At 66.6% G+C, this 20,943-nt stretch carries 13 protein-coding genes and 1 pseudogene; 6 read left to right on the forward strand and 8 right to left on the reverse strand.

Annotated features, from left to right (window positions below; translation table 11 throughout):
* Window positions 1-22: 22 nt before the first annotated feature.
* A complete protein-coding gene (locus tag ACG3SL_RS05145) occupies window positions 23-1,102 on the reverse strand; it encodes a PepSY-associated TM helix domain-containing protein (protein WP_448664070.1) in 1,080 nt (359 codons plus the stop codon).
* A complete protein-coding gene (locus ACG3SL_RS05150; protein WP_448664071.1) occupies window positions 1,102-3,231 on the reverse strand; it encodes a TonB-dependent receptor in 2,130 nt (709 codons plus the stop codon). Before ACG3SL_RS05150 ends, ACG3SL_RS05145 begins: the two co-directional genes overlap by 1 nt.
* Window positions 3,232-3,276: 45 nt before the next feature.
* Here ACG3SL_RS05150 and ACG3SL_RS05155 point away from each other — a divergent pair, with 45 nt between their 5' ends.
* The 4 genes from ACG3SL_RS05155 (at window position 3,277) to ACG3SL_RS05170 (ending at window position 13,976) form a co-directional block, all read left to right on the forward strand.
* Window positions 3,277-5,088, forward strand: a complete 1,812-nt coding sequence (locus ACG3SL_RS05155; protein WP_448664072.1) for a serine hydrolase domain-containing protein — start codon at window positions 3,277-3,279, stop codon at window positions 5,086-5,088.
* Window positions 5,089-5,632: 544 nt separating this feature from the next.
* Window positions 5,633-7,258, forward strand: a complete 1,626-nt coding sequence (locus tag ACG3SL_RS05160; protein WP_448664073.1) for a ShlB/FhaC/HecB family hemolysin secretion/activation protein — start codon at window positions 5,633-5,635, stop codon at window positions 7,256-7,258.
* Between the two features lie 10 nt (window positions 7,259-7,268).
* Window positions 7,269-13,610 (forward strand): MBG domain-containing protein, encoded by a 6,342-nt coding sequence (locus ACG3SL_RS05165; RefSeq protein ID WP_448664074.1) that lies wholly within the window; start codon window positions 7,269-7,271, stop codon window positions 13,608-13,610.
* A gap of 57 nt (window positions 13,611-13,667) precedes the next feature.
* On the forward strand, window positions 13,668-13,976 hold the full coding sequence (locus ACG3SL_RS05170; protein ID WP_448664075.1) for a DNA-3-methyladenine glycosylase I: 309 nt from the start codon (window positions 13,668-13,670) through the stop codon (window positions 13,974-13,976).
* Between the two features lie 53 nt (window positions 13,977-14,029).
* On the opposite strand, the gene ACG3SL_RS05175 is transcribed toward ACG3SL_RS05170, so the two are convergent.
* Window positions 14,030-14,605: an FMN-dependent NADH-azoreductase gene (locus tag ACG3SL_RS05175; protein ID WP_448664076.1), complete on the reverse strand. Its 576-nt coding sequence runs from the start codon at window positions 14,603-14,605 to the stop codon at window positions 14,030-14,032.
* A gap of 92 nt (window positions 14,606-14,697) precedes the next feature.
* Here ACG3SL_RS05175 and ACG3SL_RS05180 point away from each other — a divergent pair, with 92 nt between their 5' ends.
* Window positions 14,698-15,072 carry a winged helix-turn-helix transcriptional regulator gene (locus ACG3SL_RS05180; protein ID WP_448664077.1) on the forward strand — a complete coding sequence of 125 codons (375 nt, stop codon included), beginning with the start codon at window positions 14,698-14,700 and terminating at the stop codon, window positions 15,070-15,072.
* 66 nt (window positions 15,073-15,138) lie between these two features.
* On the opposite strand, the gene ACG3SL_RS05185 is transcribed toward ACG3SL_RS05180, so the two are convergent.
* The 5 genes and pseudogenes from ACG3SL_RS05185 to ACG3SL_RS05205 form a co-directional block, all read right to left on the reverse strand.
* Window positions 15,139-15,264 carry an IS3 family transposase gene (locus ACG3SL_RS05185; RefSeq protein ID WP_448665229.1) on the reverse strand — a complete coding sequence of 42 codons (126 nt, stop codon included), beginning with the start codon at window positions 15,262-15,264 and terminating at the stop codon, window positions 15,139-15,141.
* A gap of 41 nt (window positions 15,265-15,305) precedes the next feature.
* A pseudogene (locus tag ACG3SL_RS05190) lies at window positions 15,306-15,470 on the reverse strand (IS3-like element IS1953 family transposase); the annotation flags it as partial.
* 42 nt (window positions 15,471-15,512) lie between these two features.
* On the reverse strand, window positions 15,513-16,289 hold the full coding sequence (locus tag ACG3SL_RS05195) for an energy transducer TonB family protein (protein WP_448664078.1): 777 nt from the start codon (window positions 16,287-16,289) through the stop codon (window positions 15,513-15,515).
* A 77-nt stretch (window positions 16,290-16,366) separates the two neighbouring features.
* Window positions 16,367-17,326 carry a FecR family protein gene (locus ACG3SL_RS05200; RefSeq protein WP_448664079.1) on the reverse strand — a complete coding sequence of 320 codons (960 nt, stop codon included), beginning with the start codon at window positions 17,324-17,326 and terminating at the stop codon, window positions 16,367-16,369.
* Entirely contained in the window at window positions 17,323-17,847 is a 525-nt protein-coding gene (locus ACG3SL_RS05205) for an RNA polymerase sigma factor (RefSeq protein WP_448664080.1), read from the reverse strand. Before ACG3SL_RS05205 ends, ACG3SL_RS05200 begins: the two co-directional genes overlap by 4 nt.
* Before the next feature lie 157 nt (window positions 17,848-18,004).
* Between ACG3SL_RS05205 and ACG3SL_RS05210 the strand changes: the two genes are divergently transcribed.
* Window positions 18,005-20,923, forward strand: a complete 2,919-nt coding sequence (locus ACG3SL_RS05210; RefSeq protein WP_448664081.1) for a TonB-dependent receptor domain-containing protein — start codon at window positions 18,005-18,007, stop codon at window positions 20,921-20,923.
* The last annotated feature ends 20 nt before the right edge of the window (window positions 20,924-20,943 follow it).

The following is a 20,943-nucleotide window of genomic DNA, read 5'->3' on the forward strand; positions in this document are numbered from 1 at the left end:
GCGACGCTTCGTGTTCAGCGGATCATGCGGTCAGCGCACGTCGCTTCCGTCGGGCAGCGCCTCGGGCGTTCCATCGCGTTCGCCAGAATCCATAGACCGCCAGGCTCCCGAGCAGTGCCAGCGCGATGCCCGACGCGGTGATCGCCAGCTTCCAGGCGATGCCGCCGACCTTGGCGGCGTGTAGCGGGTACAGCTTTTCGCGTAGCCACATATGCGCGTTGCCGGCGCGCGGGTCCGCGGCGCCCAGCACCGCCATCGTCGCCGGATCGAAATAGAGGAACGTCCGCCCGTTCGGAGTCCATTCGAAAGGCTGGCGCAACCGCAGTACGACCGGGGCGCCGGGCTTGCGCGGCCATTGGAGCCGGCGGGGCTCCGCGTCGGGAAAGCGGGCTTGCGCGGCGGCGAACAGCGTGGCGAAGCCCGGCTGCGCGGGCAGCCTGTGCGCGGAGGGCGCGGTCGGCACGCGCGGCTTTTGCTCGTGGCCGAGCGGCGCGAGCAGGAGCGCCCCGACAGCGGGCAACACCATCATCACGCCGGTCAGCATCGACAGGAACAGCAGGGGGGCGGTCAGGACGCCGATATCGCGGTGGTGGTGGACGATTGCCCCCGGCGTCATCTTCGCCGGCCACAGCCGGGGCCGGAAGCGGGCGCGCATCCGCCACCACAGCACGACGCCGCTGACGACGAAGAACAGCCCGATCAGCCCCGCCACGCCGTTGGCAATCTCACCCGCATCGCCGAGCAGAAGCCGGTGGTGGAGATCGAACAGCCACAGCTCTGGGCGCTGCCACGCGGCGGACCAGCGCGCCACCGTTTCGCCAGCCTGGCTCAGATAGGCGCCGCCGCCATCCGCGAACACGGCCTGGTGCACGCCCAGGCCGTCCCCGGCAAAGGTGATGCGATCCACGCCCCCCGGTGCCTGCGCCAGCCTGTCCGCGACCTGCGCCAGTGCCTGCGGGTCGTGGCGGACGGCATCGCCCGCATGGGGCACGATCGTCCATTGATCGCGCCACACCAGCAGCGCGCCGGTCAGCCCGAGCAGCGCCAGCAGCGCGCCCATGAGCGCGCCGACCCACCGGTGGAGCAGCGACAACAGGCGCATCAGAAGGCGGCTTGCCAGCTCAGCGTGAAGTTGCGCCCGCGCCCGGTGTAGAAGCGCGCGTTGTCGGTCGGCCCCTGGGTGTCGCTATAGTAAGTGACGTAATCCTTGTTCCCGATATTCTGGACGCTCAGCATCACCCGGCCGATCGAGAGCGTGTAGGCGACATAGGCGTCGAACAGCTGGTATCCCGCAAAGTCGTTGGCGATCGGTTGCCCCTGGAAGCGGCGCGACAGGTAATAGCGGCCCTGCACGCGTGCGCTGAACGCGCCGTTGGTGAAGTCGGCGTTGAGGTTGAGCCGGTCGGGCGAGATATTGGCCCCGTCCAGGTCGGCATCCAGAATGCCGTCGGCATTGGTGTCGGTCCGTCCGGTCACATGGCTGTACCCGACGCCGACCTTTAGCCCCGGAACCGGCGTGCGGGTATCCAGGTTGAGTTCCAGCCCTTCGATGTCGATCGGCTGGCGGACCACGTTGAAGATGCCGTCATCGTTGCGGACCAGCACCTGCCCGGCGTCGCTCGACGACCAGTAATAGGTGGCACTGGCGGTCAGCGGGCCTTGCGCCAGTTCGACGCCGACTTCGCGATTGTTCGAGATCACCGGGGTGAGATCGAGGAAGTCGTCGATCCGCACGCCCGCCTGGCTGACGCCGCGCAGCACCCGGCCGATATCGGCGATGGTATAGCCCTCGGCATAGCTGCCATAGGCGCGGACGCCCTTGACCGGCTCCAGCACGATTCCGCCGTTCCACAACGCCCGCTCGAACGCGGGCTTGCCACCCGTCACGAAGCGCGAGCCGGAGGTCGCCAGCGTCGTATAGTCGGGCACGTCGAGCCGGACGTTCTCATAGCGCACGCCACCCGCCAGCCGGACGATGCCGTCGAACAGCTTGAGGTTGGTCTGCGCGAATGGCGCCAGGCTGCGGAAATCGGTCTGCGGCACCCAGCTGCGGCCGGTCTGCACCAGCGACTGCGCCGTGCGATCGATCAGCGCGTCGAACCCCAGCGTCACCGTCAGTGCATCGAAACCCGGAACCGCGCGCTCATAGCTGACCTTGCCGCCCAGCTTGCGCGAGACGTTGCGCGATTGATCGAACAGCGTGCCCACCGGGGCGATCGCCGCGTCCTGGAACGTGGCGAGGATGCCGCCGGCAAAGGTGTCGCTGGTGCGGTTGTAAAAGCCCTGCAGCGTGAACGCGCCGCCCGCCAGATCGCCGTCGGTCAGCGATGCCGATACCATTTCGGCGAGCCCGGTCGAGGGCTGGCCCGGCGTCTGGCCGCGCCGCGTGGTCGCGGGGATTCCCTTTGCCCGGCTGCCGTCCACCGGGACATAATGGTTGTTGCCTTGCAGTTCGAAGCGATTGGCGATCACTTCCAGGCGGGCGGTATCCGACAGGTCGATGCCGATCCGGCCGAAGAAGGACAGCGTGTCGGTGTCCTGGATTTCGCTCTGGTTGCCGTCATAGCCGACCCGGCGCCCGCCTCCGTCGAGGAACACGCCCCGCCGCTCGAACGCCACGCCCGCCGTCGCATCCACGCGACCGCCGCGCCAGTTCAGCAGCCCTGCGACCTTGCCGCCCAGTGACGCGCCGGAGAAATCGTCCCCGGCGTTCGCCTGGAGGAGCGTGCGCCCGGTGAAGCCGTCGCGCGCAGGGGCGCGGGCGGTCACCTGATTGACGACGCCGCCGGTCGCGCCGATCCCCTGCAGGGCGTTCGATCCATAGATGACTTCGATGCGGTCGATGAAGAACGGATCGATCGTATAGCCATCGCGCGCGCCGTCGCGGATCGGTGTGGTCTGCGGAATGCCGTTGATCGCATAGAGCGGCGAGCGGCCGCGCAGCGTTTCGCCCACGCCCGTGATCTTTTCGCGCGTCGGCGAGAAGGCGGGGAGGAGCGCGGACACCGCATCGACGACCGATCCCGACACGGTCACCTGACGCGACAGCGTCTCGCGATCGATCACGTCCACCGTCAGCGGCAGCGCGCTGGCGGGCAGCACAGTGCGGGCAGCAGTCACCACGATTTCGTCACGGCGTTCCGCACCCAGACCGTCGCCATCGACGTCCTGCGCGTGTGCGGCGCCTGCCCATAGTCCGGTAGCGGCCACCAGGCCCAATGCAATTTTCATTTTGCGTCCCTCTTTTCAGGGGCGACTAGACGGGCGGAAGATTAATTGCAAGTCGTTCGCATTAGCGGGCCTGTTCGGGGAACGCGCATCTGGGCGAACGAGCGGACATCAGATCGGAACGTCCGCGCGATCGATGCTGGAGAAGCCGAACGGCAGGCCGACAAACACAAGACGCATGTGTTCACTTATCGCGGCAAGCCGCTCGGTTCGGCGAAAACAGGCCCCTGCCGGCTGCTTCGGCAAGGGGTGATTGACGCGCACACAGCATGCGCCGGGGCTGCTTTGACAATGCGTACAGGCGATGCAACGAAGCGGTGCGCCGCGCATCTCGCCCGGCCTTTTCCTTGCGGTGGCAAATCCTGCATGAAAAAGTCTTCGTTGTTGATCTGCGCAGCGCTCCTGCTGTGGAGCCCGTGCGCAAGCGCGCAGGGGACCCGTCCATCTGCTTCCGACGAAGTGCCACCCTCTGCGGTCCAAGCCAGAATCGGTCGGGTGGAGCAGGGGCTTTCGGCGCCCGTGGTGATCAAAGGCGCACCGGATCAGAAGATGGCGCTGGCCGAGCGCATGGCATTTTATCAGGTGCCCGCTGTCAGCATCGCCTTGATCAACAATGGTCGCATCGAATGGGCGCGCGCCTATGGCATGGCCGACATTGCCAGTCAGCGGCCGGCGACAACAAAAACCTTGTTCCAGGCCGGCTCGATCAGCAAGGCAATCACTGCCATCGGGGCTTTGCGCCTTGTCGAGCAGGGTAAATTGTCGCTGGACGAAGAGGCCAACCGCCAGCTTACCGCGTGGAAGATTCCGCAGAACGATCTTGCCCGCCAAAAGGCGATTACCCTGCGCATGTTGCTCAATCACGGCGCCGGCCTCACCGTCCACGGCTTCATGGGCTACGCGCAGGGGCAGGCGCTTCCGACGCTGGTGCAGGTGCTGGACGGCGTTCCACCTGCCAACTCCGATCCGGTCCGTGTCGACCTGGTCCCGGGAAGCGCCTGGCGCTACTCGGGAGGCGGTTACACCGTCGTCCAGGTCATGATGCGCGAAGCCAGCGGCCAGCCCTTTGACCGATACATGCAGGCGGCGGTGCTGGATCGGATGGGAATGTCCGAAAGCAGTTTCGCCGTGCCGTTGCCTGACACCCGGCGCGCGCTGGCCGCCACTGCCTATGACGGCGCCGGCACGGCCATTGCGGGCCGATGGCACAACTATCCGGAATCCGCCGCGGCAGGCCTGTGGACCACGCCCAGTGATCTGGCGCGCGTGGTGATCGAGGTGCAGAAGGCGGAAGCGGGGAAGTCCGACGCTGTATTGTCGCGCGCGATGACAACCACCATGCTGACGCGCGGCCTGGGCGAATATGGGCTGGGCTTCTTCGTCGAAAAGCTGGGCGACCGGACAAGCTTCAGCCATAGCGGCGGCACCATGGGCTTCCGCTCCCAGCTATATGGGTACACCCGGGCGGGCCAGGGCGCGATCGTGATGACCAACAGCGATACCGGCGCGGCGCTGATCGCGGAGATCCTGTCCAGTATTGCCGCCGAATATGGCTGGCCCGATTTCAAGGTGGTCGAGAAAGCCGCGCTTCCGGGTGACGCGGCGGTCAACGCGCAGGTTGCGGGCGACTATCAACTGCTGGACCTGCCCGCGCACGTCATCGCCGAAGGAGACCGCCTGTATTTTCAAAGCCAGTTGTTCGGGGCCAAACGCATGGAGCTGTTCGCGGAATCGAAGGCGTCGTTCTTCATGACGGCACAGGACATGTCGATCCGCTTCGAACGCGGCAGCGACGGCGCAATCACCGGATTTGCGCTGGTTCGCGGTGCGAACACTTATCCGGCGAAACGGATGAAATAGCGGGGATATGGCAGGACGAATGGCCGGTTCCGGTGTGGGCAGACACTCTGGCTCTTCGATCGGAAGGGCTTGAGCTGGTCGACAGCTGCCGCTCGGAGCGTGGCCCCATCATAAAAAGTTTCTTTTCTAGACATGTGGATAGATGCGCTGTGGCGGTGCGGTTCGGTCTCGTAGTCTACGGAACAATATTGGCCGTCGCGGTCCGAATGATGCATGGGCCCATTGGGCCGACGGCGCATGAAAATGGCTTTACGTCGGGGCGCAAGCGCAGATCGCGGTGCCGGCGTCCACTGGTTACGACCAGTCCCACCGCGTGGTCCTGAAATTCTCGTTCGTGGACCGTCGCGGCTTCATCAGGAAAGCTCTCTACTCTTCTGAACCAATTCCAGATTTTGATCGCGTGCATTTTCTGACCGAGCAGGCTACGCAGCCGCGCGGGGGAAATCACGCAGGGCACATTGGCATCGCTGCCAATCGAGTCTTGCGGTTGGGGGCAAAGCAAGCAGTGCACGTACTTAAACGAGTCTTAGCTGTAGCCACCGCTATGGTACCTGTTTTCGCGGTGCCTTGCGCCGCACAGACGATCGACGCGGAGAATCAGGGCGCCGCCGCGCCAGCGGAGACCCGCGTCACGGTATCCGCCGTCCGCATCCTCGATCTCCAGCCACGCCCGGAGATCGGCATCACCGCCGAGAGCATCCAGCGCATCGCCGATGCCGCGCTTCGGGATCAGGCGAATGGCGCGCTGCCCGCCGCGCTCAGCTTCGTGCAGATCCAGGCGGTCGCGGACAGCGTCACTCAGGCGTATCGCCGCGCCGGCCTTATCGTTGCCACTGCCATCGTGCCCCCGCAGGATATCGCGGCCGGCGGCACGCTGACCCTCCGCATCCTCGAAGGCAAGGTCGGGCAGATCAAGGTTCAGGGCAGCAAGCGCTACCGCGACGCCGTCATCGCCTCGACGCTGCGGCCGCTGGTCGGCCAGCCGCTGGAGCGCCAGTCGCTGGAACAGGCGACCCTGTATGCGCGCGATCTTCCCGGGGTGACGATTTCGCCGATGCTTACCGCCGGTGCAAACCCGGGCGAGACCGACATCATCCTCGTCGCCAAGGACAATCCGCGGCCCTATGCTATTCGTCTTGGCACCAGCAACTATGGCACCGAAACGATCGGGCGCTATCGGTTCGAGGCGGGGATTACGCTCTACAGCCCGCTCGGCATCGGCGATGTGCTGGCGGCGAGCTTCGCCTATTCCGTGAAGCCGAGCAACAGCTGGGTGGGTTCGGCATCCTACACGCTGCCGCTGGATCGCGCATCGGGCCTGAGCGCGACCATGGGGTTCCTGCGCAGCCAGCTGCAATTGCGGACGGGGCCGTTCGCCGCGCTGGATATCCATGGCCCGACGACGCAAGCCTATGCCGGGATCGACTGGAAGTTCATCAATCGCCCGACCCTGAAGGTGCAGGCGTCCGGCCGCTATATCCACGAAACCTCGCAGCTCGACGGGCTTGGGCTGCGCCTGTCTTCCTATCGTTTCGATGTGCTCGACGCCGGCCTGGCCGTCCGCGCTGACCAGCGCAAAAGCCATGCCGTCAATTTCGCGCAGATCGGCCTTCGCCGGGCGATTCACGACGGTTCGTCCTCGGCAAATGTGATCTTCAGCCCGCACGAAAGCCAGTTCTGGAGCGGCCGCTGGTCGCTGTCGCGCATCCAGGGGATTGCGTCCGGCCATCGGCTGATCGTGCGCGGCAACGGCCAGGTGACCGATGATGCGCTCCCGCCGCTGGAGCAATTCTCGATCGGCGGGCCGACGAGCGTGCGTTCGGCGACGCTTTCGGCGGCACTCGGGGATCGCGGTGTCCAGGCGACGGTGGAATATCAGGTCGATGCGCCGGGCTTCGCATCGGCGCCTTCGCCCTTTGCCGGGCGCAGCTGGGGCGATCTGCTGACGGTCCAGGCATTTTACGATTGGGGCCGGGTGTCGCCGGTCGCGCGCAATCGCCGGCTCGGGGCACTGCCGGCGATCTTCGAGGGGGCGGGGCTCGGCCTCGAATTCCGGCTGCCCTACCAACAGGGCGTCCAGCTCAACCTGTCGGCGGCGCTTCCCACGCGCCGCCATCCGAACACCGACCGCGCTGCCCAGATCTGGGCCGGCCTCGGCTTCACCTTTTAAGGATCGCGTCATGCATGCCATCTTGCGCCCCTCGCCGTCCGCACGCCGCCGCTCTACCAGCAAGGCCTTTGGGCGGGCCCCGCTGGCCCTGGTGATCGCGCTGGCCGCGGCGGCGGCACCCGCCGCCGCGCGGGCGCAGGTCGCATCGACGCAACTGCCGAGCGGGGGCAGCATCGCCGGGGGAACCGGCACGATCAACGCGCCGAGCGGGGCAACCCTCACCATCGACCAGACGTCTGCGCGCATGGCCTTGAACTGGTCGTCGTTCGATATCGGCTCTGCGGCAACCGTCACCTTCAACCAGCCATCGTCGACAGCGGCGGTCCTGAACCTGGTGCAGGGCGGCAATCCCACCCAGATCTTCGGAAATCTGAACTCGAACGGCCAGGTGTTCCTGATCAACGCCAACGGCATGATCTTCGGCAGCACCGCCAACATGAATGTCGGCGGTCTGGTTGCCAGCACCCTGGGCACCAGTGCCAGCAACTTCATGTCCGGCAACGACGTGCTGGACGCGGGCGCCAATACGGTCGCGCTCATGTCGAACGGCGGCACCATCACCGCGAACGCAGGCGGCGTTTCGCTGATCGGCGGCAAAGTGGTCAACAGCGGCACGATCACCGCCACGGGGGGCGCGATCAATCTTGTCGCCGCCGACAAGGTGACGCTGAGTTTCGAAAGCGGCGGGTTCGCCGTCGCGATCGACAAGGCGCTGCAATTGCAGCTGGATCTCCTGGCCGTCGATAACAGCGGCAGCCTTCTCGCGCGCGGCGGCACCGTCTCGCTCCAGGCGCGCGCCGCAAGCGGCATGTTCAACCAGCTGATCAACCACAGCGGCGTCATCAACGCTTCGGCGATCTCGGCTGGTGCCGACGGGAGCGTGTCGCTCGTCGCCAATGGGGCCAGCCAGACCGGGATTGGCGGCGGGGGCAGCATCAATGTGGGCAGTGGCGCCATTGCCGTGAGCACCGACCGGGGCGTGCAACAAAGCGGTGCATATACCGCCGGCACGCTGAGCGGCAGCATCGGCGGGGCGGCCGCCTTTACCGGCGCCAACCAGCTTGCCGCGCTGGGTGCCTTGAACGTCGGCGGGGATTTTTCGATCACCAACGGCGCGGCGCTTGTCCAGTCCGGCGCGCTGACGGTCGGCGGCGCGACCAGCGTGTCGATGAGCGGCCACGCGCTGACCTTGACCAATGCCGCCAATACATTTGGCGGCGCGTTCAGCGCCACTGCCAGTGCGCTGCGGGTGGCAGCCAATGGCAATCTGTCGATCGGCACGCTGACCCTGGGGGCCAACAATGTGCTGTCGCTCATCGCGGCGGGAACGCTCACCTTGCCCGCCGGTGCGATCAATACCGGCTCCGCCGATCTTACGCTGTCCAGCGGCGGCGCCCTTGCCACCCAGGCGTCGCTGTCCGGCGCCAATGTGAGCCTCAGCGGCGCCAGCGGCATCACCCTTGGCCACAATGTCAGCGCAACCGGCACCTTGGCGCTGACATCCACCAACAGCGCGATCACTCAGAGCGGGGGCGCGCTTTCCGTTTCCGGCATTGCGAGCGTAAGTGCCGGCAGCGGTGCGATCACCCTCACGCGAGCCGGGAATGATTTCGGCCCGTCGGTGAACCTTGCCGGCGGCACCACCCAGATCGTGGATGGCGGGGCGCTTACGCTGGGCACGCTCGCCACCGGCGCCTTGAGCGTGACCAGCACCGGCGCGCTCAACCTCGGCAGCGGCACCGTGGCCGGCGCGTTGCAGGCGACCAGCAATGGCGGGGCGATCAGCCAGTCCGCCGGCAGCCCGCTCACCGTTACCGGCACCAGCAATGTGGCGGCGGGCAGCGGCGCGATCACGCTGGCGACCAGCGGCAACCATTTCAGCCAGGCGGTCAGCCTGAGCGGTGGGACCACGCAGATTGTCGACAGCGGCGCGCTCACTCTGGGGACGCTGTCCACCGGCGGGCTGAGCGCGACCAGCAACGGCGCACTGAACCTCGGCAGCGGCACGGTAGCGGGCACGCTGCAGGCGGTCAGCAACGGCGGGGCGATCAGCCAGTCCACTGCCAGCGGCCTGAGCGTCACCGGCACCAGCAGCATCAATGCGGGCGCGGGTGCGATAACCCTGGCCACGGCCGGCAACCATTTCAGCCAGGCGGTAACCCTCACCGGCGGCACCACGTCGATCGCCGACGGTGGCGCGCTGACGCTCGGCGCCGTGACCGCGGGGGCGTTCCGCGCCAGCAGCGGGACCGACCTGAACCTGACGGGCACCATCACCGCGACGAGCGCGGAGCTGGCGGCGGGCGGGAATTTCCTCAACGATGCGGGTGCGGGGGCGTTGAATGTGTCCGACGGCGCCTGGCGGGTGTTCCTTGCCGCGCCGGCCGCCACGCACCGTTTCGGCGGGCTCGACAGCGGCAATACCGCCGTCTGGAACAAGGCGGCGTTCGCGACCGTCGGCGTTTCGGGCAAACGCTATGTCTTCGCCTTCCAGCCAACGCTCTCGGTCTCGTCGACCAATGCGACGAAGGTCTATGGAGCGACGGCGGACGTCACCAACAATTTCACGATGACCGGCCTGATGGCCGGCGTCGCCGGCGCGTATCTTGGGGACAGCCTCGCCATCGCGGTCGGCAGCGGCGCGCCCTTGCTGTCTTCGGCCGGCACCGCGAGCACCGCGGCCGTGAGCAGCGGCTATACGATCGATGTCCAGGCCGGAACGCTGGATACGTCGACGTCGGGCTATCGGCTCGATCTTCTCGGGGTGGGCCAATTGTCGGTCAGCCCTGCCACGCTCAGCATCGCGGCGGGCGATGCCACCAAAGTCTATGGCCAGACCACGACGTTCGGCGGCTATCAGGTCACCGGCCTGCTCAATGCCGACAGCGTGACGTCGGTCAGCCTGGCCAGCACCGGCGCGCCGGTGACGGCGGGTGTCGGCACCTATGCCATCACCGCGTCCGATGCCCTGGGCAGCGGCCTCGCGAACTACACGATCGGCTACACCGCCGGCACGCTGGCGGTGACCCCGGCGGCGCTGACGATCGTGGCTGGCGATGCCGCCAAGATCTACGGGCAGACCACCACGCTTGGCGGCTATCAGGTCACCGGCCTGCTCAATGCCGATAGCGTATCCTCGGTAAGCCTCGCCAGCGCCGGTGCGCCCGTGACGGCCGGCGTTGGCAACTACGCCATCACTGCTTCCGATGCGCTCGGCAGCGGCCTGGCGAACTACACGATCGGCTACACCGCCGGCTCGCTGGCGGTGACCCCGGCGGCGCTGACCATCGTGGCCGGTGACGCCGCCAAGATCTATGGCCAGACCACCACGCTGGGGGGCTATCAGGTCACCGGCCTGCTCAATGCCGATAGCGTGTCGTCGGTCAGCCTCGCCAGCACCGGCGCGCCCGTGACTGCAGGCGTCGGCAACTACGCCATCACCGCGTCCGATGCGCTCGGCAGCGGCTTGGCGAACTATACGATCGGCTACACCGGCGGCACGTTGGCAGTGACTCCCGCCGCGCTGACCATCGTGGCCGGCGATGCCACCAAGATCTACGGGCAGACCACGACGTTCGGCGGCTATCAGGTGACCGGCCTGCTCAACGCCGACAGCGTGTCCTCGGTAAGCCTCATCAGCACCGGTGCGCCGGTGACGGCCGGCGTCGGCAACTATGCCATCATTGCTTCCGATGCCCTGGGCAGCGGGTTGGCGAACTATACGATCGGCTACACCGCCGGCACGCTGGCGGTAACCCCAGCGGCGCTGACGATCGTGGCCGGTGACGCCGCCAAGATCTATGGCCAGACCACCACGCTTGGCGGCTATCAGATCACCGGCCTGCTCAACGCCGACAGCGTGTCCTCGGTAAGCCTTGCCAGCACCGGCTCCCCGGTGACGGCGGGCGTCGGCAACTATGCCATCACCGCGTCCGACGCGCTCGGCAGCGGCTTGGCGAACTACACGATCGGCTACACCGCCGGCACGTTGGCAGTGACTCCCGCCGCGCTGACCATCGTGGCCGGTGACGCCGCCAAGATCTATGGCCAGACCACCACATTCGGCGGCTATCAGGTCACCGGCCTGCTCAATGCCGACAGCGTGACGTCGGTAAGCCTCGCCAGCGCCGGTGCGCCCGTTACCGCAGGCGTCGGCAACTATGCCATCACTGCATCGGATGCCCTCGGCAGCGGCCTGGCGAACTATACGATCGGCTACACCGCCGGCACGCTGGCAGTCACCCCGGCGGCGCTGACCATCGTCGCTGGCGACGCCGCCAAGATCTACGGCCAGACGACCTCGTTCGGCGGCTATCAGGTCACCGGCCTGCTCAATGCCGACAGCGTGTCGTCGGTAAGCCTCGCCAGCACCGGTGCGCCGGTGACGGCCGGCGTCGGCAACTACGCCATCACCGCGTCCGATGCCCTGGGCAGCGGCCTGGCGAACTATACGATCGGCTACACCGCCGGCACGCTGGCGGTCACTCCAGCGGCGTTGACGATCGTGGCCGGCGATGCCGCCAAGATCTACGGCCAGACCACTACGCTGGGGGGCTACCAGGTCACCGGCCTGCTCAATGCCGACAGCGTATCCTCGGTAAGCCTCGCCAGCACCGGCGCCCCCGTGACGGCGGGTGTCGGCAACTATGCCATCACTGCATCGGATGCCCTCGGCAGCGGCCTCGCGAACTACACGATCGGCTACACCGCCGGCTCGCTGGCGGTCACCCCGGCGGCGCTGACGATCGTGGCCGGCGATGCCGCCAAGGTCTACGGCCAGACCACCTCGTTCGGCGGCTATCAGGTCACCGGCCTGCTCAACGCCGACAGCGTGACGTCGGTCAGCCTCGCCAGCACCGGCGCGCCCGTGACCGCAGGCGTTGGCAACTATGCCATCACCGCGTCCGACGCGCTCGGCAGTGGCCTGGCGAACTACACGATTGGCTACACCGGCGGCACGCTGGCGGTGACCCCGGCGGCGCTGACGATCGTCGCCGGCGATGCCACCAAGATCTACGGGCAGACCACCTCGTTCGGCGGCTATCAGGTGACCGGCCTGCTCAACGCCGACAGCGTGACGTCGGTAAGCCTAGCCAGCACCGGCTCTCAGGTGACGGCGGGCGTCGGCAACTATGCCATCACCGCGTCCGACGCGCTCGGCAGCGGCTTGGCGAACTACACGATCGGCTACACCGCCGGCACGCTGGCGGTCACTCCAGCGGCGTTGACGATCGTGGCCGGTGACGCTGCCAAGATCTACGGGCAGACCACCACGCTGGGGGGCTATCAGGTCACCGGCCTGCTCAACGCCGACAGCGTATCCTCGGTAAGCCTCGCCAGCACTGGCGCGCCCGTGACGGCGGGCGTCGGCAACTATGCCATCACCGCGTCCGACGCGCTCGGCAGCGGCTTGGCGAACTACACGATCGGCTACACCGCCGGCACGCTGGCGGTCACTCCAGCGGCGTTGACGATCGTGGCCGGTGACGCTGCCAAGATCTACGGGCAGACCACCACGCTGGGGGGCTATCAGGTCACCGGCCTGCTCAACGCCGACAGCGTATCCTCGGTAAGCCTCGCCAGCACTGGCGCGCCCGTGACGGCGGGCGTCGGCAACTATGCCATCACCGCGTCCGACGCGCTCGGCAGCGGCTTGGCGAACTACACGATCGGCTACACCGCCGGCACGCTGGCGGTCACTCCAGCGGCGTTGACGATCGTGGCCGGTGACGCTGCCAAGATCTACGGGCAGACCACCACGCTGGGGGGCTATCAGGTCACCGGCCTGCTCAACGCCGACAGCGTGACGTCCGTGAGCCTCGCCAGCACCGGCACGCCTGTGACGGCGGGTGTCGGCAACTACGCCATCACCGCCTCCGGCGCCCTCGGCAGCGGCCTGGCGAACTACACGATCGGCTACACCGCCGGCACGCTGGCGGTCACCCCGGCGGCGCTGACGATCGTGGCTGCGGACGAAACCAAACGGTTTGGCTTTAGCGCCCAGCTCAACGGTTTCACCGTATTCGGATTGGTGAATGGAGACAGCGTGTCGTCGCTTCTGATGACAAGCCCAGGCGGCGCGCCGGAGGCCGCCACGGGCCTGTACAAGATCATTGGCCGCGATGCTTCCGGATCTGGTCTCGCAAACTACAATATCACGTATCGCGAGGGGGTCCTGACGGTCATCAATGCCGTGTCATACACCGATGCCGCAAGCATCGCACGTGCGTCGCAAGCCGCATACCAGCTGGCAGCCCCCCGTTTGCCTCTTTTCGAATACGCGAAGCCTGATCAAGCGGATGAAGCATTGCTTTCCACGCCTGTCGAGTGCGTCGTCGCGGGGTGCCGGTAACCAAGGATACTGTTCCGCACAACGATACCGCAAACAGGTCGAGATGGTCGCCAAATCGTGCGGTTAGAACGATTTGCGGCGATCGGTGGCGCACGGATTTATTGCGAGATGGCCGAGCACGGTGAGAGCTTTGCGGACTATTGCCGGTCCTTCACCAATGGTGCGTCGATCAAGAACGCCGGTCGTGAGTGGGGCGCCGCCTCGCCGCTTTCGGAAACGATCTCGAAGGACATGAGGAAGTGGGGCTTCAAATGCGTCGGCCCGACGATGGTCTATGCCTGGATGCAAGCGGTTGGCATCGTCAACGACCCTGAACAGGACTGTTTTCGACGGGACGCTACCGACGCCACACCGTCCACGCCGTAACGGGCGGGAATGTGTGGCGTCGCGCCTATCGCCGTATGATTACGTCGTCGGCATCATGCCGGGGCGATGTCGCACTGAATCGCCGCGACCTGATCCAGCGCCGATGCGACCGCCATATTCCGCTGGTCTGGCCCGAAGGCGACCCCTTCGGCGATCACGAATTCGGGCTGTGTGATACCGATGAAGCCCAGCATCGCGCGCAGATGCGTTTCGGCATGCTCCATCACCGCAGTGGGGCCGTCGGCATATTGACCGCCGCGGGCCAGCGCGACGAAGACGCGCTTGGTGCCAGCCAGGCCTTCGACGCCGTTCTCGCCATAGCGAAAGGTCTTGCCCGAAACCAGAATGTGGTCGAACCAGCCCTTGAGCTGTGTCGGGATGCCGAAATTGTACATCGCGGCGCCGATCACCACGATATCGGCGGCAAGAAACGCGTCCAGCGTGGCTGTCGCCTCCGGCGTGGCGAAGCCGGGCAGGGTCAGGTGGGGCAGCGGCTCTGCGCCGAGATCGCGGTAGGACAGCGCAAGCGCGCTGTGCGACCGGCTCAGCTGTTCGACAATCGCGGCGGACATGGTGCGGCTGACCGAAGCGTCGCCTTGGATCGATGAATCGAGATGAAGTAGGTGCATGGGGCCTGTTCCTGTCTTACGTGGCCTACACCACGTAAAGTGCCCCTCCGGGGGGCCAAGAACGCATATTTTCGAGACCTAGTCACATGGATATGACTGCTTCCAGCACGCACAATCCCGCCCGTTGCCAGGAAGTGGCACGCCATCTGGGATGGATCGGGGATCGATGGACCTTGCCGGTCGTGGTCGTGCTGGCGTCGGGGACGCTTCGCTTCAACGAACTGCGCCGGGCGGTGGCGGGGATATCGCAACAGATGCTCACCCGCACGCTGCGCCGCCTGGAACGCGACGGCGTCGTGACGCGGACCGTGCATCCCACGGTTCCGCCGATGGTGGAATATGCGCTCACCCCGCTGGGGCATTCGCTGGCCGCGCTCGGCCAGAATCTGGGCCGGTGGGTGGTGGATCACGAACACGCGATACATGCGAGCCAGGCTGCGTTCGACGCCCGGGACACTCAGGTCTAGGGTTTCCGCGATGGTGGACTTGCCCCGCTTAAGGGGAGAGGCATTTGGTCAGCGTGGCGTGGTTCGCTAGAACTGCGCAGGGCAGCTGTAGTCGAGCGCGGAGTGGCGCCGGACGGTGTTGTGGAAACCGTCGATATAGCGGGCAATGGCGTGCGCGGCTTGGTCACGGGTATAGAAGACGGTATCGACCATCGCATTACCGTGGCAATTTCCCTTTCCTGACATGGGGATGCATACGAGATGTCCACGCCCCACTTCTGGTTGGGCGCTGTCGCGCTGAAATCCTGGTCGATGATGTTCGGCGCGACCGGCCAGCTATGCTCGCTGTCGGTCGTCCGTTTGAAGCGGCGCTTCTGCCGGCCAGGCATGCCGTTCTCGCGCATCAGCCGCGCTGTGCGAGGCAAACGCTCCACTTTTTCGAAGCAAGTCGAGTGGCCTGATCATTCGATATAGAACTCTACGGGCAGCACCATCTCGAACGGCGCATTCCGGTCGGCGGGAACTGCCGGTAGCGGATCGGCGCGGCGGATCGTTTCCAGCGCGCCCTTGTCGAGCGAGCCGAAGCCCGAGCCGCGCAGCACCTGTGCGGAAAGGACGTGCCCGCCGCGATCGATCCTCACCCGCAGATGCGCCACCCCCTGGTCGCCCATCCGCCGTGCGGCAGAGGGATAGCGGCGGAACTTCTGGATATGCGCGAGGAGCTGCGCCTCATAGCTGGTGTCGCGACCCGAGATCTGCGGCGCGGGCGGTGCCGGATTGGAGACCGGTGCGGTGGTGGCAGGCGCGGGCGGGCCGGGATCGGGAGCGGGCGGCATCGGCGGGGCCGCCGATACCGGGATATGCAGCGGCGTCACCATCCTGGGCGGCGGGATCGGCGTGTCCTGCGGTTGGGGCGGGGTCTGTTTGCGCGCGGTCTGGAGCGGGCCGGGCTTGCCCTCACGCGCGGGCTCGGGCGGGCTGGCAAGCGGCAGCATGTTGACCACCAGCGGAGTCGGCGCGGGCGTTCGCATCACGCCTTCGAAGCGGAGCAGCAGCGGGATCAGCATCAGTGCCGGCAGCAGCACCGACAGGCACAGGCTCATGAACCGGTGCCGCGCCGAAATCGGCACATAACGGCTTGGTGCGGGGCGGGCACGCGCTGGAAAGTCGAGGATCGCTGCGCTGCCCTCCGGCACCTGCGCGGGCGTTGCGCCCCGCCGCGCCGTTGCATCGGTCACCTGCAATCTCCCCGGGCGCGGTTGCGCCTTGGCTGGTCTCTCCTGTTTAGACGTGTGCGGCACCAGGATCGGGACCTTCAAGCGTGCAGAAAAATCACGACGGAGCCGATCCGGGTGGCGCGCAGGTGGAGCAGGCTCTCCAGCGTGCGCAGCGCTTCTTCGGGATTGTCGACGGCGATAGATCCGCTCACCCGCCGCTCGGAAAGCGCGCTGCCGACCAGCCGGATCATGCCGGGATGACTGCGTGCCAGTTCCTTGACGACATCGCCCAGCGGCGCATCCTCGAACACCAGCCAGCCCCGCGTCCAGGCCATCGCCGTGTCGCGGCTCACCGGGCGGACCGCACCGATCGTGCTGCCCTGATAATGCACCGCCTGCCCCTCGGCGACGCGGGCGCTGGCGCCGCTGTCGAGCGCGACCTGCACGGCGTGTTCGGTAACGGTGACGTCAGCGGCATCGCCCTGGCGCTGGACGATGAAGCGGGTGCCGAGCGCCGTGGTCGCGCCGCTGCCCGCATCGACGGTGAACGGCCGGCTGCGATCGGGCGCGACTTCGAATTCGGCGCGGCCACGCAGCAGCCGGACCTCGCGGCGTTTCGCGGTGAAATCGAGCGCGACGGCGCTGTCGGTGTCGAGCCAGACGCGCGAGCCATCGGTCAACTGCTCGATCCGCCGTTCGCCGACACCGGTGCGCAGATCGGCCTGGAGCCGCAACGGCACATCGGCCAGCACGGCGAGCGCGATCGCGGCGGCCAGCGCTGCACCGGCCTGGGCTGTGCGGCGCGGGGTCGGCGCGCGCATCCGGGCGCGGCGGCGCGGCGCCACTTCGGCGGGCAGGGGCGGCGTACTGGCTTCGGCGACCTTGCCCAGATCGCGCCAGATCGCTTCCATCTCGGCGAGATGCTTGTCGTGCCGTGGATCCGAGACGCGCCACGCCTCGATCGCCTCGCCTGTGCCCTGCGCGCCGTTGCGGCACAGGTCATCGGCGAGCAGGCGTGCCGCCTCGGCGATGATCGCCTTGTCGTCCTCGGGTTTCATGCCTGCTCCGCCTCCGCCAATCGGCTGTGGCAATGCTGTAATGCCAGGCGGACATGCTTGGCGACGGCGTTCTGGGTGATTCCCAGCCGCTCCGCAATCTCGGCGCTGGACAGGTCGTGGATACGGCGCAGCACGAACACTTCGCGGCAGCGCGGCGGCAATTCGTCCAGTGCGAGTCTCAAGCGGCGCAGCCGGTCGCGATCGATCAGCACCTGTTCGGCGTCCGGGGTTTGATCGGGCGTGGTGTCGTCGGGAGGGGCTTCGTGGAAATAGTCATGCCGCACCCGATCCTTGCGCAATTGATCGAGCGCGAGGTTGCGCACCAGCCGGCGCAGGAACGCGCCGCTGTCGCGTACGGTCACCCGCTCGTCGAGCGTCTGAACCCGGAACCACAGGCTCTGCACCACGTCCTCGGCGGCCGGTCCGTCACCCAGGATGCGGCGCGCGACGCCCAGCAACGGTCGTCGATTGCCGATGATCGCGTGCGACAGCATTGCCGTGGTGGAAGGCCCTTTGCCCATGCGGCCCGCTTAAACGCAACTGCGAGTTAGTCGCAATAAAAAAGCGGCAACCGCGAAATTTTGCGCTTGCGAGGTCCCGTTGTTGCGTTGCCGCACGTCAACCTTTGCGAGTGCCTCGCAAAAAGGGGCGCATGCGACAAGAGCAAGGGGTTAGAATATGACGGGACGCAATCGGGCACGCGGCGCGATGCTGCTGGCGGTGCAGGTGCTGATGGGCGGGACGATGCTGGCGTCGCCGGCGCTGGCGCTGGCGCAGGCGGCGCAGGCAACCCGGTTTTCGATCCCCAAGGGGCCGCTGGGGGAGGCGCTTGCCCGGTTTTCGCAGCAGAGCGGCTTGCAGCTCGTCTATGATGCCGATCTGACCCGTGGTCTCACCACCAATGGCGTCGACGGCACCATGGCCCCGATCGCCGCGCTGTCGCGGCTGCTCCAGGGCAGCGGGCTCAGCTACCGGGTTGAGGGGCGCCGGGTGACGCTGGAGCGCGCACCGCAATCGGCTGACGCGACCGTGCTCGGCCCGGTCCGAGTCGGCGCGTCGAACGAGCGCGGCGGTGCCGGTGGGACCAATCCGGCGGGCGTCGGTGGTCGCGGCGAGGGTGCGACGCCGGCGGACCGGCCCTATATCGAGGCCGGCTCCAGCGCCTATATCCCGCAGGAGACGATCGAGCGATTTCGCGGCGCGACGGTAGCGGATGTGGTGAAGGGGGTGGCCGGCGTCACCGCGGGCGATCCGCGCGTCGCCAATGCGCTCGACGTCAATATCCGCGGCGTGCAGGGGCAGGGCCGCGTGCCGATCCTGATCGACGGCGCGCAATCGGGCATGGACACCTATCGCGGCTATGCTGGCCAATCGCAGCGCGCCTATCTCGATCCCGATCTGATCAGCGCGATCACGATCGAGAAGGGCCCGAGCCTCGCCACCAACGCCTCGGGCGGGATCGGCGGCGTGGTCAGCGTCGACACGCTCAAGCCGGGCGACGTGCTGCGCGAGGGGAAGACTATCGGCGCGCGCGTCCGCTTCGGTCTGTCGGATGGCAGCGCGCCGGATCTCCCCGGCTATGCGGACAAGCAGCGCCGCCGCGAGACGCTGAAGCCCGGCGGCTTCTTCGGCAATGCCGCGCTGGCCTGGCGCAACGACGATATCGAGCTGCTCGCCGCCTATGCCCACCGCGAGACCGGCAATTATTATGCCGGCAGCGTGGGTTACGAGGATTATCCGCTCACCCGTCGCACCGTAGCAGCGCTCAACCCGCGCAAATCCGAAGTGTTCAACACGTCCGCCAAGTCGGACTCGATCCTGCTCAAGGGCACCTGGCGCATCGATGATGCCCAGGCGATCGAGGCGAGCTATCGCCGCTATGAGGGACGGCAGGGCGAGATCATGGCCTCCCAGATCATCCGCGGCACGGGCGAGCAGGTGCCGCAATGGGAGCCCGGCCGCATCGGCCTCGACGCCTATACGCTCACCTATCGCGCCAAGCAGGGCGCCGCGATCGATTTCACCGCGCGCGCCTGGTACACCCACTCGAACAGCCTGATGTATAACGGCCTGACCGGCATCACGCCCTGGTTCTACGATCGCCGCACCGAATGGTGGGATGCGCCGACCTTCAACAGCGAGGCTGGCTATCGCGACGCCTATTGGAACGAGCTGACCAACAATCGTTGGGGCTATGACCTCACCAATATCTCGAAGTTGAGCGGCGGCCTCGGCGACTTCACCTTCACCTATGGCCTTGCCTTCGCAAACGACGACATCAAGCCTGGCCCGAACTCTCCGATCAAGCAAGACGACATCGTCAACAACCGCTTCCTGCGCAACGCGCACCGCCAGGAATATAGCGGCACCGCCTCGGTCAAGTGGCAGCCGGATTCGCGCTGGGAGCTGCTGGTCGGCGGCCGGCTCAACCATGTCGAGATCCAGGATCGAAACCGGCTGGCGACGGTGGCGGAGGAAAGCCAGATCGGCTTCTACCGCTATACCGAGCTGCTGCGCCCGAACCCTAGCGCGACCAACCCGAACCGCACCGCGCGCGTGCAGCTGCTCAACTGGTATCCGGATGCCAATGGCCAGTTCACCTATGCCTCGCTATTGGCCTCGCCCTTCGAGAAGGGCACCGTTGCCGACATTCCCGGCTGGACGACGTACAAGGCCGATCCGGTCAAGCCGCTGATCGTGCCGACTGCGTGGAACTGGTCGAAGCCGATCAAGCGTCGCGACACGGCGTTCACTCCCACCGGCACGATCAGCTATGACGCAGGCTTCGCGCGCATCTATGGCCGCTATGCCGAGGGCGTAAAGCTGCCGAGCATCTTCGAGACCACGCTCGGCCTGTTCACCGCCGCGCGGCCGGTCGCGGAACTCAAGCCCGAGCGCAGCCGCAGCTGGGAAATCGGTGCCAGCACGCTCCAGCGCGGCGTCTTCGCAGCGGGTGACCGGCTGGCGGTCAAGGCCGCCTATTTCAACAACAATATCAGCGATCTGATCACCCGCGACTATCGCACGCTGTCGGCCGGCCTCATCCGCAATGTCGACAAGTTCAAGGTTTCGGGCATCGAGTTCCAGTCCGAATATTCGGGCCGGGTGCCGTTCGTGAACCTCTCGGCGCACTATTATCTCAAGGCCAAGACCTGCGCCCCCGACATCGCAGCCGAGCGCCGCGCCTATGGCAAGTCGCGCGGGATCGACGAACTGATCAACACCCCCGATTGCGTCGATGGTGGCTTCGAGGGCTCCTACACCAACACCCAGAACCCGCCGCGCTTCAACCTGAATGCCACGCTGGGCGCCCGCCTGTTCGATGATCGCCTGACCTTCGGCGCGCGACTGGTCCACAACAGCGGTCCGATCAGCAGGCTCGACAAGGAATGGAATGTCGGCCTGTCCGCGATCCAGCAGCTCTACAAGCGCTCGAGCATCGTCGATGCGTTTCTCAGCGCCAAGGTTACCGAGCAGGTCCAGCTCGACCTGAACGTCGATAACCTGACGGATCGCTATTATCTCGATCCGCTCGCGCTCGGCGTGATGCCCGCCCCGGGGCGCACTTTCCGCGCCGCGATGAGCTTCCGCTACTGAGCGCCGGACGCCATCCCCCT

The sequence above is a fragment of the Sphingomonas degradans genome (assembly GCF_053502645.1).

Bases quoted from the DNA above. Each gene is read 5' to 3' on its own strand.
- ACG3SL_RS05145 (WP_448664070.1), bottom strand. From the start codon at position 1,102: ATGCGCCTGTTGTCGCTGCTCCACCGGTGGGTCGGCGCGCTCATGGGC.
- ACG3SL_RS05150 (WP_448664071.1), bottom strand. From the start codon at position 3,231: ATGAAAATTGCATTGGGCCTGGTGGCCGCTACCGGACTATGGGCAGGC.
- ACG3SL_RS05160 (WP_448664073.1), top strand. From the start codon at position 5,633: ATGGTACCTGTTTTCGCGGTGCCTTGCGCCGCACAGACGATCGACGCG.
- ACG3SL_RS05165 (WP_448664074.1), top strand. From the start codon at position 7,269: ATGCATGCCATCTTGCGCCCCTCGCCGTCCGCACGCCGCCGCTCTACC.
- ACG3SL_RS05175 (WP_448664076.1), bottom strand. From the start codon at position 14,605: ATGCACCTACTTCATCTCGATTCATCGATCCAAGGCGACGCTTCGGTC.
- ACG3SL_RS05180 (WP_448664077.1), top strand. From the start codon at position 14,698: ATGACTGCTTCCAGCACGCACAATCCCGCCCGTTGCCAGGAAGTGGCA.
- ACG3SL_RS05185 (WP_448665229.1), bottom strand. From the start codon at position 15,264: ATGGTCGATACCGTCTTCTATACCCGTGACCAAGCCGCGCACGCCATT.
- ACG3SL_RS05200 (WP_448664079.1), bottom strand. From the start codon at position 17,326: ATGAAACCCGAGGACGACAAGGCGATCATCGCCGAGGCGGCACGCCTG.
- ACG3SL_RS05205 (WP_448664080.1), bottom strand. From the start codon at position 17,847: ATGGGCAAAGGGCCTTCCACCACGGCAATGCTGTCGCACGCGATCATC.
- ACG3SL_RS05210 (WP_448664081.1), top strand. From the start codon at position 18,005: ATGACGGGACGCAATCGGGCACGCGGCGCGATGCTGCTGGCGGTGCAG.